Annotated in this window: 15 protein-coding genes; 8 read left to right on the forward strand and 7 right to left on the reverse strand. The window is 65.3% G+C overall.

The window, feature by feature from the left end:
* Positions 1–121: 121 nt before the first annotated feature.
* Complete coding sequence (gene pyrG, locus IFT67_RS14125; RefSeq protein ID WP_060526950.1) at positions 122–1756, reverse strand: CTP synthase; 1635 nt, start codon at positions 1754–1756, stop codon at positions 122–124.
* An 85-nt stretch (positions 1757–1841) separates the two neighbouring features.
* Positions 1842–2237 carry a preprotein translocase subunit SecG gene (gene secG, locus IFT67_RS14130; protein WP_133030593.1) on the reverse strand — a complete coding sequence of 132 codons (396 nt, stop codon included), beginning with the start codon at positions 2235–2237 and terminating at the stop codon, positions 1842–1844.
* Positions 2238–2483: 246 nt separating this feature from the next.
* Here secG and IFT67_RS14135 point away from each other — a divergent pair, with 246 nt between their 5' ends.
* The 8 genes from IFT67_RS14135 to eda all read left to right on the forward strand — a co-directional run bounded on the left by IFT67_RS14135 (position 2484) and on the right by eda (position 10009).
* Positions 2484–2816, forward strand: coding sequence for a MarR family transcriptional regulator (locus IFT67_RS14135; protein WP_056050858.1), 333 nt, complete (start codon positions 2484–2486; stop codon positions 2814–2816).
* 142 nt (positions 2817–2958) lie between these two features.
* On the forward strand, positions 2959–3162 hold the full coding sequence (locus tag IFT67_RS14140; protein WP_244647401.1) for a hypothetical protein: 204 nt from the start codon (positions 2959–2961) through the stop codon (positions 3160–3162).
* Positions 3159–4082: an N-acetyl-gamma-glutamyl-phosphate reductase gene (gene argC / locus IFT67_RS14145; RefSeq protein ID WP_192238863.1), complete on the forward strand. Its 924-nt coding sequence runs from the start codon at positions 3159–3161 to the stop codon at positions 4080–4082. The genes IFT67_RS14140 and argC overlap by 4 nt, the downstream gene beginning before the upstream one ends.
* Before the next feature lie 45 nt (positions 4083–4127).
* The gene (gene zwf, locus IFT67_RS14150; RefSeq protein WP_192238864.1) at positions 4128–5591 is read left to right on the forward strand and encodes a glucose-6-phosphate dehydrogenase; all 1464 of its coding nucleotides are present in this window, start codon (positions 4128–4130) and stop codon (positions 5589–5591) included.
* Positions 5592–5762: 171 nt separating this feature from the next.
* A complete protein-coding gene (pgl, locus tag IFT67_RS14155; protein ID WP_192238865.1) occupies positions 5763–6467 on the forward strand; it encodes a 6-phosphogluconolactonase in 705 nt (234 codons plus the stop codon).
* A gap of 2 nt (positions 6468–6469) precedes the next feature.
* Entirely contained in the window at positions 6470–8284 is a 1815-nt protein-coding gene (gene edd, locus IFT67_RS14160; RefSeq protein ID WP_192238866.1) for a phosphogluconate dehydratase, read from the forward strand.
* Positions 8285–8435: 151 nt separating this feature from the next.
* On the forward strand, positions 8436–9404 hold the full coding sequence (glk, locus tag IFT67_RS14165; protein ID WP_192238867.1) for a glucokinase: 969 nt from the start codon (positions 8436–8438) through the stop codon (positions 9402–9404).
* Positions 9401–10009 carry a bifunctional 4-hydroxy-2-oxoglutarate aldolase/2-dehydro-3-deoxy-phosphogluconate aldolase gene (gene eda, locus IFT67_RS14170; RefSeq protein ID WP_192238868.1) on the forward strand — a complete coding sequence of 203 codons (609 nt, stop codon included), beginning with the start codon at positions 9401–9403 and terminating at the stop codon, positions 10007–10009. Before glk ends, eda begins: the two co-directional genes overlap by 4 nt.
* Before the next feature lie 158 nt (positions 10010–10167).
* Here eda and mltG read toward each other — a convergent pair whose 3' ends face one another.
* The 5 genes from mltG to IFT67_RS14195 form a co-directional block, all read right to left on the reverse strand.
* Positions 10168–11136 (reverse strand): endolytic transglycosylase MltG, encoded by a 969-nt coding sequence (gene mltG, locus IFT67_RS14175; RefSeq protein WP_192238869.1) that lies wholly within the window; start codon positions 11134–11136, stop codon positions 10168–10170.
* 71 nt (positions 11137–11207) lie between these two features.
* Positions 11208–12470: a beta-ketoacyl-ACP synthase II gene (gene fabF / locus IFT67_RS14180; RefSeq protein ID WP_192238870.1), complete on the reverse strand. Its 1263-nt coding sequence runs from the start codon at positions 12468–12470 to the stop codon at positions 11208–11210.
* Between the two features lie 121 nt (positions 12471–12591).
* Positions 12592–12828, reverse strand: coding sequence for an acyl carrier protein (locus IFT67_RS14185; protein ID WP_031393971.1), 237 nt, complete (start codon positions 12826–12828; stop codon positions 12592–12594).
* A gap of 77 nt (positions 12829–12905) precedes the next feature.
* Complete coding sequence (fabG, locus tag IFT67_RS14190; protein ID WP_192238871.1) at positions 12906–13646, reverse strand: 3-oxoacyl-[acyl-carrier-protein] reductase; 741 nt, start codon at positions 13644–13646, stop codon at positions 12906–12908.
* Positions 13647–13651: 5 nt separating this feature from the next.
* Complete coding sequence (locus IFT67_RS14195; RefSeq protein ID WP_192238872.1) at positions 13652–14080, reverse strand: GxxExxY protein; 429 nt, start codon at positions 14078–14080, stop codon at positions 13652–13654.
* Positions 14081–14099: the final 19 nt, after the last annotated feature.

Below are 14099 nucleotides of genomic sequence, written 5' to 3' on the forward strand. Positions count from 1 at the left end.
GAGCATCATTCAACCACTTCGTCACCCCGGGCTCGTTCCGGGGTCCACGGCGCCGCAAACTCACGTCTCTCGATTGCGCGGAACGGTGGATGCCGGAACAATCCCGGCATGACGTAGCGGTTCAGACCAAGCGGCTCTGCTTGACCGCGGCTTCGATGAAGCTCGCGAAAAGCGGATGCGGGTCGAACGGCTTGGACTTCAGTTCGGGGTGGAACTGAACGCCGACGAACCAGGGATGGTCGGGGCGTTCGACGATCTCGGGGAGCGTGCCGTCGGGTGACATGCCGGAGAAGACAAGGCCGCCCTGTTCGAGCGCTTCCTTGTACCCGGTGTTGACCTCGTAACGGTGACGATGGCGCTCCGAAATCTCGGTGCCGCCGTAGATTGATGCCACCACGCTGTTGCCGTCGAGCTTCGCGTCATAGGCGCCGAGCCGCATCGTGCCGCCCATGTCGCCCTCGGCCGCACGCGTTTCGAGGCCTTCGCGGCCCATCCATTCGGTGATCATGCCGACCACCGGCTCGTCGGTCGGGCCGAACTCGGTCGACGACGCATTGGGGATCCCGGCGAGGTCGCGCGCGCCCTCGACGCAGGCCATCTGCATCCCGAAGCAAATCCCGAAATACGGGATTTTCCGCTCGCGGGCGAACTTGACCGAGGCGATCTTGCCCTCCGCCCCACGCTCGCCGAACGCGCCGGGGACCAAGATCGCGTCGCAGGGCTCAAGCTGGCCGGCGATGTCGCTCTCGGCGTTCTCGAACAGCTCGGCGTCGATCCAGCGAACGTTGACCTTCACGCGATTCGCGATGCCGCCATGGACCAGCGCTTCATTGAGCGACTTGTATGCATCCTGGAGCCCGACATATTTACCGACCACGCCGATCGTGACCTCGCCCTGAGGATTGGTCAGGCGGTCCATGATCTCGGTCCAGCGCGACAGGTCGGGCGCCTCGGCGGGCTCGATCCCGAACGCACGGAGCACTTCGATGTCGAGGCCTTCGCCGTGATACTGGAGCGGCACCGCGTAGATGCTCTTCGCGTCGAGCGCGGGGATGACCGCGCTGGCGGGGACGTTGCAGAACAGTGCGATCTTGGCGCGCTCCGACGGCGGCAGCGGATGTTCGCAGCGGCAGACCAGCACGTCGGGCTGCACGCCCAGCGCGGCAAGTTCGCGAACCGAATGCTGCGTCGGCTTGGTCTTCAGCTCACCCGCAGCCGCGATGTACGGCACCAACGTCACATGGATGCTGATTGCGTTGCCGCGACCTTCCTCGTTCTTGAGCTGGCGAATCGCTTCGATGAACGGGAGCGATTCGATATCGCCGACGGTGCCGCCGATCTCGCAGAGGATGAAGTCGATGCCGTCGGTCTCGGCGCGGGCGAATGCCTTGATCGCGTCGGTGACGTGCGGGATGACCTGCACGGTCGCGCCGAGATAGTCGCCGCGACGCTCGCGCGTGATGATCTGCTGATAGATGCGGCCCGAGGTGACATTGTCCGACTGGCGCGAGGGAACACCGGTGAAGCGCTCGTAATGGCCGAGGTCGAGATCGGTCTCGGCGCCGTCGTCGGTGACGTAGACCTCGCCGTGCTGATACGGCGACATCGTGCCGGGATCGACGTTAAGATACGGATCGAACTTCCGAATCCTGACGGTATACCCGCGTGCCTGGAGGAGAGCGGCAAGCGATGCCGCCATGAGACCTTTACCGAGCGACGAAACCACGCCCCCGGTGATGAAAATGTACCGAGCCATGGGAAGAGTCTCGTAGCGTGTGTTGGGGACGAACGACAAGAGCCCCGCGGATCACGCAGGGGCCTTTTATCGGCGAATGGAGTATTTAGCGGGCGAGCGGGACCGCGGAATTGTCGGCGGGCGTGGTGGTGCCGGCGGGGACACCGGCGTTTTCTGCGCCGCCAGCGAACGGAGCCGCATCGCCCTTTGGCTGCGCGGTCGGAACGGCAGTTGCCGCCGCCGGGGTGCGGGCGAGCGACGTGTCGATCGTGGTGGTGCGGTGATTCGCCGCAAGGACCGCGAGCAGGATCGAGAACAGCACGAACATCGTCGCGAGGACGCCGGTCGCGCGGGTCAGGAAATCGGCTGCGCCGCGGGCCGACATCAGGCCCGACGGGCTGCCGCCCATGCCCAGACCGCCGCCTTCCGAGCGCTGCATTAGGATCACCGTTACGAGGGCGGCCGCGATGATCGCGTGGATGACGAGCAGAAAGGCGAACATTGCGCGGAAAACCCCGGAACTTTTGCGAAGGCGCGCACATAGGCGACGTCGCGGTTTCGATCAACCGGGCGATCGACCGCGGCGCTGGCTCCGCATATCGCAAACCAATCGCAAAGCTACGGAAACATGACGTCCGGGCGGCGTTGTGAACCCGTAATGACGCTCATCAGTGGGTATCGTGCACATAAATTCAGATGGCGGATCAACGCTGTGGCATCAATGGCAGCCAATACCTTATCGACCTGGATGACCGCTCTGGTGGATTATGTCCGCTCGGGTGAACCCGATCTGACCAATCGTCAGATGGCTCTTCTTCTGCTCGTTTATCTCAAACCAGGGCCTCATACGGTGCGCGGCCTCGCCCGTGCGCTGAACGTATCGAAGCCGGTCGTCACGCGCGCCTTGAACAGATTGGGTGCCCTCGGCTATCTGCGCCGGCAACGCGACGATAGCGACAAGCGCAACATCTTCGTCGCGCGCACGACCGAAGGGGCAGATTTTCTTGAAGAGTTCGGGCAATTCATCGGCGACGGCCCCGCCCCTGCTGGTTCCAACGGGCGCGCAGCCGCTCACGCTTGAGCCGTTCGACGACCAGGCCCGCACGAGCTTTTCGCTGACGGGCCGCTCGGTCGACCTCGACCCGCGTACCCACGCGGTTCGCCGCGATATCGCCGACATTCGCCTCGCCGAATACGTATTCGCTCCACACTATGCCGTGCCGATGATACGGCCCGTCGTGCGCACAGCTTTGTTGCGCAGTGGACGAGACGAAGCGAGCGATACGATGGTCGACCTCAACCCTGGCGACAGTTTCGAAGTGCTGGAGATTGCCGGCGTGTCCGCATGGGGCGTTGCGCGCCCGAGCGGGTTGGTCGGCTATGTCGAGGCCGCTGCGCTCGACCTTTCGACGACGGACGCGGCATGACTACGGTCTTCATCGATGGCGCAGTCGGCACCACCGGGCTCGAAATCCGCGACCGGCTTGCCGGACGGACCGACATCACGCTGGCGTTGCTGGCCGAGGACCGGCGCAAGGATCCGGCGGCACGGCGCGAGGCGCTGAACGATGCCGATTTCGTCATCCTCTGCCTGCCGGACGAGGCGTCGCGCGAAGCAGTCACGCTGATCGACAATGCGCGTACCCGCGTTATCGACGCATCGAGCGCACACCGCGTCGCTGCCGGCTGGACCTATGGCTTCCCCGAGTTGCCGGGCCAGGCCGAGAAAGTCGCGACCGCGATGCGCGTGTCCAACCCCGGCTGCTATCCCACTGGTTTCCTTGCGCTCGTCGCGCCTCTGGTTGCGGCTGGTCTCATCCCCGCCGACCTCGCGCTGAGCGTCAATGCGACCTCTGGTTATTCGGGTGGCGGCAAGGCGATGATCGCGGCGTTCGAGAATGGCGAGCCGGCGACGGCCTTCCGCGCCTACGCGCTAGGCCTCGCACACAAGCATATCGCAGAGATGACGCAGCATGCGGAACTCAAGTACGCGCCTATCTTCGCGCCTGCGGTGGCGAACACCTACCGCGGCATGGTCGTCGAAGTGCCGTTGCATCTCCACGCCCTGCCCGGCCGCCCGACGCTCGCGGCGATTGAAGACGTGCTGCGCGCTGCGTTCGATGGCTCGAAGCTCGTCTCGGTTGCCTCCGGCGATATCGGCTCGGTCGATATCGAGGAGAACGCAGGCACCGATCGACTGACGCTGCGGGTCTGCGGCAACGACGCGGTCGGCCATGCGCGGCTGGTCGCGACACTCGACAATCTGGGCAAGGGTGCCGGCGGTGCCGCAGTCCAGAACCTCAACATCATGGCCGGGGTCGATCCCGTAGCCGGCCTCGTTTTCTAGGACCGGCGTTTTCCGCCCGGCCCATCGGCAAATCCAGGAGCTTTCATGCACCGTAATCCCGTAGCCAAGCTGCTCCTGTTCGGCGCGACCGGCGATCTCGCGCAGCGCATGCTGCTGCCGTCGCTCTATGGCCTGCACGCCGACGGGTTGCTGCCCGAGGAGTTGACGATCACCGGCGCCGCGCGTCACGAGCATGACGACGAGGATTACCGCAAGTTCGCCAAGAAGGCGCTCGACGAGTTCCTGCCCGAGGATCGCAAGGACGAAGCTGCGATCGGGACGTTCCTCGACCGGATCTTCTATCAGCCGACCGACCTGTCGGATCCGGCGAGCTTCCAGCCGCTGGCGGACAAGATCGGCGATATCTCGGGCGGTCTGGCGATCTATCTGTCGACCGCTCCCTCGTTGTTCGAAGCCGCGATCGAGGGGCTGCACAAGGTTGGGCTTGCTGGCGAGACCGTGCGCGTCGGGCTGGAGAAGCCACTCGGCTACGACCTGGAGACGAGCCGCGAGATCAACGATGCGGTGGCGAAGGCTTTCCCTGAGGAGCGGACCTACCGGATCGATCATTATCTCGGCAAGGAAACCGTCCAGAACATCCTCGCGCTGCGCTTCGGCAACTCGTTCTTCGAGCCGGTGTGGAATGCGCAGGGGATCGACAACGTCCAGATCACGATCTCCGAGACGGTCGGGCTCGAGGAGCGCGCAGGCTATTACGAGACCGCGGGCGCGCTGCGTGACATGGTCGCCAACCACATGCTCCAGCTGCTCGCGCTGATCGCGATGGAGCCGCCTGCGCGCTTCGAGGGCACCGACGTACGCGACGAGAAGTCGAAGGTTTTCCGATCGTTGCGACTGATCAAGCCCGAGGAAGTGCCACACGTTACCGTCACCGGCCAGTACGGCGACGGCGCGGTGAAGGGGAAGATCGTCAAGAGCTACTCGGACGAACTGGGCAAGCCGTCGACCACCGAGACGTTCGTCGCGATCAAGGCGCATGTTGATAACTGGCGCTGGCAGGGCGTGCCGTTCTACCTTCGCACCGGCAAGCGCATGGCCACGCGCCAGAGCGAGATCGCGATCCAGTTCAAGGCGGTGCCGCACTCGATGTTCGCGGGTCGTGGCGGGTTGTTGCAGCCCAACATGCTGATCATCCGCCTGCAGCCGGAGGAGTATGTCCAGCTGCTGGTGATGGCGAAGGAGCCGGGGCTCGATCGCGAGGGCGTGCGCCTGCGCGAAGTGCCGCTGAACCTGAGCCTGGATGCCGAGTTCGCAGGCTCGCGTCGGCGGATCGCGTATGAACGTCTGCTGCTCGACCTGATCGAGGGCGACCAGACGCTGTTCGTCCGCCGTGACGAGGTCGAGGCGCAATGGACCTGGATCGACGCGATCCGCGAGGGCTGGAAGGCCAACGCGATGAAGCCCAAGAGCTATGCCTCGGGCAGCTGGGGTCCGTCCGCGGCGATCGCGCTGACCGAACGCGACGGCGTGACTTGGCAGGACGACTGAGTTTGGTTTCTTCCGTTCGTCCCGAGTAGCCTTCGAGCGAAGTCGAGAAGGCGTATCGAGGGATCGGCCCGTTTGTGGCATTGTACCTCGATACGGGATCTCGACTTCGCTCGATCCCTACTCGGCACGAACGGCATTTTTGACAGCAATTTTCTGAGTGAGTTCAAGTTTATGACCGAAATCGAATGGTGGGAATATGACGACGCGGGCGAGCTCGCCAACGCGGTCGCGGGCGATATCCAGTTCGTCATCGAGAGCGCACTCGACGCGCGCGGCTCGGCGGTGATCGCGCTGGCGGGCGGCAAGACGCCGTTCGCCGCGTACGAGAAGCTCGCCCAGGCGAAGCTCGACTGGAAGAAGGTCACGATCATTCCCGGCGACGAACGTATCGTGAAGCTTGGCGATCCGATGTCCAACGTGACGGCACTGGCGAAGATCTTCCTACCCAAGGGCGCGCGCGTGAAGCCGATCGTCCCCGAGGCAATGTCGGACTACAAGGCTGCCGGTCGTTCGGCGGATGCGCTGATGCAGGACCTGCACTGGCCGCTCGATTTCTGCCTGCTCGGCATGGGCGGCGACGGTCATACCGCGTCGATCTTCCCCGGCCCGGATTACGACGAGGCGCTGAGTGGTCCCAAGGAGCGTCGTGCGCTCGGCGTGATGCCCGATCCGCTACCGCCAGAGGCACCGCTCGCACGCGTGACGTTGTCGGCGGCGGCGATCGCATCGTCGAAGGCGCTGATGATCATGATCACCGGCGACGCGAAGAAGAAGGTCCTCGAGCAGGCGATCGAACAGGGGCCGTCGTCGTCCTACCCGATCGGCCGCGTGCTGGCCGAGGTCGAGCTGCCGGTCGACGTGCACTGGGCGCCGTGACGATGCTCAACGCCGTCGTCTCCGCGGTGACCGACCGGATCATCGAGCGCTCGCGCGAAAGCCGTGCCGCCTACCTCGCACTGATCGAGCGCGAGGCGGCGGCGCAGGTCCGACGTCCAGGTCTGGGCTGCGCGAACCTCGCGCACGCCTATGCCGGGACCGAGGAAGACCGCGACGCGATGAAGGCCGATGCCGGCATGAACATCGGTATCGTTACCGCGTATAACGACATGCTGTCGGCACACGCGGTCTATTATCGCTACCCGGAACTGATGAAGATCTGGGCGCGCGAAGCGGGTGCGACCGCACAGGTCGCGGGCGGCGTGCCAGCGATGTGCGACGGCGTGACGCAAGGGTATCCGGGCATGGAGCTGTCGCTGTTCAGCCGCGATACGATCGCGCTGAGCACCGCGATTGCCTTGTCGCACGGAACGTTCGAAGGCGCGGCGCTGCTCGGCATCTGCGACAAGATTGTGCCAGGTTTGCTGATGGGCGCGCTGCGCTTCGGGCATCTGCCTATGGTGCTGATCCCCGGCGGACCGATGCCGACCGGCTTGCCCAACAAGGCCAAGGCGGCGGTCCGCGAGAAGTTCGCCGAGGGATTGGTCGGGCGGGACGAACTGCTCGAGGCCGAGATCGGCGCGTATCATTCGAAGGGCACGTGCACCTTCTACGGCACGGCGAACACCAACCAGATGATGATGGAGGTCATGGGCCTCCACATGCCGGGCGCGGCGTTCGTCAATCCGGGTACCAAGCTGCGCCAGGAACTGACGCGGGCGGCGGTGCACCGGCTGGCGAAGATCGGCGCGCGCGGCGATTCGTATCGGCCGCTCGGGCATTGCGTCGACGAGAAGGCGATCGTGAACGCCGCGGTCGGCCTGCTCGCGACCGGCGGCTCGACCAACCATCTGCTCCACGTGCCGGCGATCGCTCGCGCGGCGGGGATCATCATCGACTGGGAGGATTTCGATCGCCTCTCCTGTGCGGTTCCGTTGATCGCGCGCGTGTATCCCAATGGCTCGGCGGACGTGAACGCGTTCGAGGCTGCGGGCGGCATGCCCTATGTGATCCGCGAACTGCTCGGCGAAGGGCTGTTGCACGGCGATATCATGACGATCGGTGGCGAGGACCTGTCGGCCTACGCGAAGACCGCGGTCGTCGAGGGCGATACGCTCGGCTGGCGCGACACGCCGGACAGCGGCGACGAGACGATCCTGCGCCCCGCGACCACGCCGTTCTCTCCGGATGGCGGGATGCGGATTCTCGCGGGGAATATCGGCCGGGCGTGCATCAAGGTGTCGGCGGTCGAGCGCGAGCGCTGGATCGTCGAGGCACCCGCGATGGTGTTCGACGATCAGCTCGACGTGATCGAGGCATTCAAGCGCGGCGAGCTGGAGAAGGACGTCGTCGTCGTCGTGCGCTTTCAGGGGCCGCGTGCGAACGGCATGCCGGAATTGCACAAGCTGACGCCGCCTTTGGGGGTGTTGCAGAACCGCGGGTTCAAGGTTGCGCTGGTCACCGATGGGCGGATGTCGGGAGCGAGTGGCAAGGTGCCGTGCGCGATCCATTGCTCGCCCGAGGCGTTGCTCGATGGCGCGATCGGGTTGATCCGGGATGGCGACATGATCCGGGTCGATGCAGTCAACGGTACGCTCGAGGCGCTGGTCGACGCGGATGTGTGGGCGACGCGCGAGATGGTTGCCATACCGCCGCCGGTGAGCGGCATGGGGCGTGAGCTGTTCGGCATGTTCCGCGGGCTTGCCGACGAGGCCGAGAAAGGCGCGTCGGCAATGCTGGCGGGGGCTGGGCTTTAGAACGTCACACGAACCGCCGTCGCCGTGGCCACATCTCCGTCATCCCGGCGAAAGCCGGGACCTCGCTCCAAAGGGACGGACTATGCAGCTTGATATCCCAGCTTTGGGATGACGGGGGTGGCGGCAATGATGAAACCGGACGGAGGATGACATGGAAATCGTAGCGGCAGATATCGGCGGAACGCACGCCCGCTTTGCGATCGCCGAGGTCGAGAACGGCCGCGTCGTGTCGCTCGGCGAGCCGGTGACGCTAAAGACCGCGGACCACGCATCGCTCCAGACCGCGTACCAGGCGTTCGAGGCGGGGCTCGGGCGCCCCCTCCCCCGCGCGCTCGCGATCGCGGTCGCCTCGCCGGTCGCGAACGACGTCATCCGGCTGACCAACAACCCCTGGATCATCCGCAAGTCGCTGATCACCGAGCGCTTGAAGGCCGACCAGTGGGTGGTCGTCAACGATTTCGGCGCGGTCGGCCATGCCGTTGCGCAGGTGCCGAGCAGCGACTTCATCCATCTCTGCGGGCCGGATACGCCGCTGCCGTCCGAGGGCATCACGACGATCTGCGGCCCCGGCACCGGGCTCGGCGTCGCGCAGTTGCTGCGGCGCAAGGACGGCTATCAGGTCCTTGAGACCGAGGGCGGGCATATGGACTTCGCCCCACTCGATGGGATCGAAGATGCTCTGCTGAAGCGGCTGCGAAAGACGTTCACGCGAGTATCCGCCGAGCGCGTCGTTGCTGGGCCCGGCATCGTCGCGATCTACGAAACGCTTGCCGCGCTGGAGGGCCGCGCGGTGCCGAGCCATGACGACAAAACGATCTGGACCGAAGCGATCGACGGTACCGATTCGATCGCGCTTGCCGCGCTCGATCGGTTCTGCCTCGCGCTTGGCGCAGTCGCGGGCGACCTCGCGCTTGCACAGGGCGCCAAGGCAGTCGTGATCGCGGGCGGCCTTGGCTTCCGGATCAAGGATCGCCTGATTCGCTCGGGCTTCGACCAGCGCTTCGTCGCCAAGGGTCGCTTCCAGGGCATGATGGCGGCGATGCCCGTCAAGCTCATCACCCATCCCCAGCCCGGCCTGTTCGGCGCCGCGGCCGCCTTCGCACAGGAACATACCCAATGAACGCAACTATCGCAGACATCATGCAGACCAGCGCCGTCATCCCGGTGCTGGTGATCGAGGACGCGGCGCTCGCTCGTCCGCTCGCCGAGGCGCTCGTCGCCGGCGGCTTGCGCGTGCTGGAAGTGACGTTGCGCACCGGCGCCGCACTGGAGGCGATCGCCGAGATGAAGAAGGTGCCGGGCGCGATCGTTGGCGCAGGCACCGTCGTCAACACGCAGCAGTTCGCGCAGGTCCGCGATGCGGGGGCGGAGTTCATCGTGTCGCCGGGGCTGACCGAACGCCTCGCTATGCCGATCATCGAGAGCGGCATTCCGTTCCTGCCGGGGATCGCCAATGCGGCGGATATCATGACCGGACTCGACCTGGGGCTGACGCACTTCAAGTTCTTTCCGGCCGAGGCGAATGGCGGGTTGAAGGCGCTCAAGGCTCTCGCCGCGCCGTTTTACCAGTGCAACTTCTGCCCGACCGGCGGGATCACCGAGGCGAGCGCCCCCGAATGGCTGGCGTTCAAGCCGGTGCTCTGTGTGGGTGGTAGCTGGGTGACAGGCGGGACGATGGCCGAGATTGAGATCAAGGCGCGCGCGGCGAACGCGCTGCGGGGGTAACTCCTCCCCGGCACGGGGAGGGACCGCGACGCGCAGCGGCGGGGTGGAGGGGGAGCGCCACGAGCGTACCGCCTGCCGTATCCCGCCACTGACGGTACGCGCGCGGTGAGCCCCCTCCACCATCCTGCGGATGGTCCCCCTCCCCGTTCCGGGGAGGATTACATCTCGCCGCGGGCTTTGCGGATGGCGTACCATTTCTTCACGTTGGCGTTGTGTTCGGCCAGCGTGTTCGCGAACACGTGCCCGCCGGTGCCGTCCGCGACGAAATACAGCGCTTGGGTCTGCGCCGGATCAAGCACCGCGTCGATCGAGGCGCGGCCGGGGTTGGCGATCGGGCCGACCGGCAGACCGGCTTCCGCATAGGTGTTGTAACCGTTTTTAGCGTGCAGTTCCGACCGCAGGATACGGCGGCCTAGCGGGCGGCCCTTGGTGATCGGATAGATCACCGTGGGGTCCGCCTGAAGCGGCATGCCGTTGCGCAGGCGATTGCCGTAGACCGCGGCGACGGTGCGGCGTTCGGAGGGCTTGCCGGTTTCCTTCTCGACGATCGAGGCGAGGATGACCGCCTGTTCGGGCGTCGTCACCGCTATGCCGGGCTTGCGCGCGGCCCAGGCGGTGGCGAGGTAGGTCTTCATCGCCGCCTGCATCCGCACCACGACCGACGCGCGCGTGTCGCCGGCCTGGAAGGCGTAGCTGTCGGGGAGGATCGAGCCTTCCGCAGGAATGGGCACGGTACCGGTGAGGCCGTCCGCCTTCGTCAGCGCGTCGTGGACGAGGACGGAAGGATAGCCCTCGGGGACGACGACGAGGCGCTGGACGACCTTGCCGCCCTGCATCAGCTTGAGGATGTCGGACTGGCTGGTGTGCGGCGCGATGCGGTATTCACCGGCCTTGATCGGATCGCCCGAGCCGAACACGCGGGCGTAGAGGCGGAAGCGGCGGGCCGAGGGAATCGCGCCGGCCTTTTCGAGTTCGGTGGCAGCGCCGGCCAGCGTGCTGCCTTCGCCGATCTGTACGGTCAGCGTGCGCGGGGCTGGGCCAGCGCCGCCCCAGCCTTGGACGACCAGGAACAGCGCTACGACTGCCGCCAGGCCTAAGACGAGTCCGAAACAGCCGACCTTGCGCATTGGTACTCCTTGGATCCCCGCGAAGGCGGGGACCCAGTCTGGGCCCCCGCCTTCGCGGGGGAACAACTTCGTTACTGGACCTTCGTCATCACCAGCGACGCGTTGGTGCCGCCGAAGCCGAACGAGTTGTTCAGCACCGCGCGGACTTCACGCTTCTTGGCGACGTGGGGCACGAGGTCGACGCCCACGCAGCTGTCGCTCGGATTGTCGAGGTTCAGCGTCGGCGGGACGATCTGGTCGCGCAGCGCGAGGATGCAGAAGATGCTCTCGACCGCACCGGCACCGCCGAGCAGATGGCCGATCGCGGACTTGGTCGACGACATCGACAGACCCGAGATCGCATCGCCGAACAGGCGGCGGACCGCACCGAGTTCGAGCTCGTCGCCGAGCGGCGTCGAAGTGCCGTGCGCGTTGATGTAATCGATGTCCTCGAGCTTGAGGCCCGATTTCTTGATCGCCATCTGCATCGAGCGGAACGCGCCGTCACCTTCCGGATGCGGCGCCGTCACGTGGTATGCGTCGCCCGACAGGCCGTAGCCGATCACCTCGGCATACATCTTCGCACCGCGCGCCTTGGCGTGTTCGTATTCCTCGAGCACCAGCACGCCGGCGCCCTCGCCCATCACGAAGCCATCGCGGTCCTTGTCGTAAGGGCGCGAGGCCTTCTCAGGCGAATCGTTGAAGTTGGTCGACAGCGCGCGTGCCTGCGCGAACCCGGCGATGCCGAGCGGGCAGACGGTGCCCTCCGCGCCACCCGCGAGCATCACGTCGGCGTCGTCCATCGCAATCATCCGCGCGGCATCGCCGATCGCATGTGCGCCGGTCGAGCAGGCGGTGACAACCGCGTGATTCGGACCACGCAGGCCGTATTTGATCGAGACCTGACCCGAGATCAGGTTGATCAGGCGGCCATGGACGAAGTGTGGCGAAACGCGACGCGGGCCCTTGGTATGGAGCACGATCGCCTCGCTCTCGATACCCGGCAGACCGCCGATGCCCGAGCCGATCGAGACGCCGGCACGCCAGCTTTCCTCGAGCGTCATGTCGAGCAGACCGGCATCCTCGAGCGCCTGACCAGCTGCGTCGATGCCGTAGATGATGAACGGATCGACCTGGCGCTGAACCTTGTGGTCGACGCGCTTGCCGGGGTCGAAACCGTACTCGTGGTCGGCAGGCTTCACCTCGCAGGCGATGCGGCACACCTGATCCGACGCGTCGAAGCGCGTGATCGGGCCCGCACCCGACCTGCCGGCCAGGATATTCGCCCAGGCCGTTTCAACATCCGCCCCAAGGGGGGTGACCAGGCCTAGCCCGGTTACGACGACACGCCGCATGGCTTCAAACTCCGTCTGCTCTCAAAACGAAACGGCTCCCCGCCCTCTTTGCCCAAGGACGGGGAGCCGCTCAAATCACACCCATCAGGGCAGGTCCAAAGTCTCGGACCCTATACCCTGATCAGGCCTTGTGCTCGTCGATGTAGGTGATCGCGTCCTTGACGGTCGCAATCTTCTCGGCGGCATCATCGGGAATCTCGACACCGAACTCTTCCTCGAACGCCATGACGAGTTCGACGATGTCGAGGCTGTCTGCGCCCAGGTCGTCGATGAAGCTCGCGTCCTCGGTCACCTTGTCGGCTTCGACGCCGAGATGCTCGACGACGATCTTCTTCACGCGGTCAGCGGTCTCGCTCATGGTAGTTCCCTCTTCAAATCTGGGGGTTTTCGGTATTTCCTGAACGCACCTAGAACGCGGTAGTTCAGCGCGCAAGTTCAGATCATCGCCATCCCGCCGTTCACGTGCACGGTTTGTCCCGTGACGTACCCGGCTTCACGGCTAGCGAGGTACACGATCGCCGCGCCGATGTCTGCGCCTTCGCCGAGCCGACCGGCAGGAATCTTCGCGGTGAGCGCGGTCTTCTGCGCGTCGGGCAGCGCGTCGGTCATCGGCGAGGTGATGAAACCGGGCGCGACGCAGTTGACGGTGATGCCGCGGCTGGCGAGCTCCTGCGCCATCGATTTCGACATGCCGATCAGGCCGGCCTTCGATGCGGCGTAGTTCGCCTGGCCAGGGTTGCCGGTGACGCCGACGATCGAGGTGACCGAGATCATGCGACCGAAGCGCGCCTTCATCATCGGCTTGGCGGCGGCGCGCATGAGGCGGAACGCGGCTTCGAGATTGACGCGGATGACGCTGTCCCACTCGTCGTCCTTCATCCGCATCGCGAGATTGTCGCGGGTGACGCCGGCGTTGTTGACGAGGATGTCCAGCTTGCCGCCGAGTGCTTCGACGGCTTTCGGGACGAGCGCGTCGACGGCAGCGGCGTCGGAGAGGTTGCACGGGAGCGCGACGTGGTCGCCGTTCAGGGTGGCGCGAAAGGCTTCGAGCTTGTCGGCGTTGGAGCCGGATACGGCTAGGCGCGCGCCTTGCGCGGCGAGGGCCTTGGCGATCTCGGACCCGATCCCGCCGGATGCCCCGGTGACGAGGGCGGTCATGCCTGTGAGGTCGAACATTTTGGTCAGTCTCCAAGAAGGTTGTTCACGCGGAGACGCGGAGCCGCGGAGGGGCGATGGTCATTTACGATCCGTCGCACGCCTTCTTTTAGCGTTGCGCCACCGAAGTTGATCAGCAGCCCTACGGGCTGTCTGGTAAGGCGGAGATAGGTCAGCAATTGTTTGCCGTGGACTGCGTTCAACTGCTCTACCGATTTGATTTCAACGAGAAGGCGTTCGTCGACCAGCAGATCGATCCTGAAGGCCGCTTCGAAGCGCATCCCTTCAAACTCGATATCTACCGCTCGCTGCCGCGCCACGTGGTAACCCAGACTGGCAAGCTTACCCGCCAAGACCAGCTCGTAGACGCTTTCGAGGAGACCCGGACCCAGCTCGCGGTGGATGCGAAGGGAGAGATCGAGCACGTCGCCACTGATCTGATCGATTTCTCTCAAATCTTCTCTCCGCGGCTCC

Source organism: Sphingomonas sp. CFBP 13728 (assembly GCF_014841895.1).
GTDB lineage: Bacteria > Pseudomonadota > Alphaproteobacteria > Sphingomonadales > Sphingomonadaceae > Sphingomonas.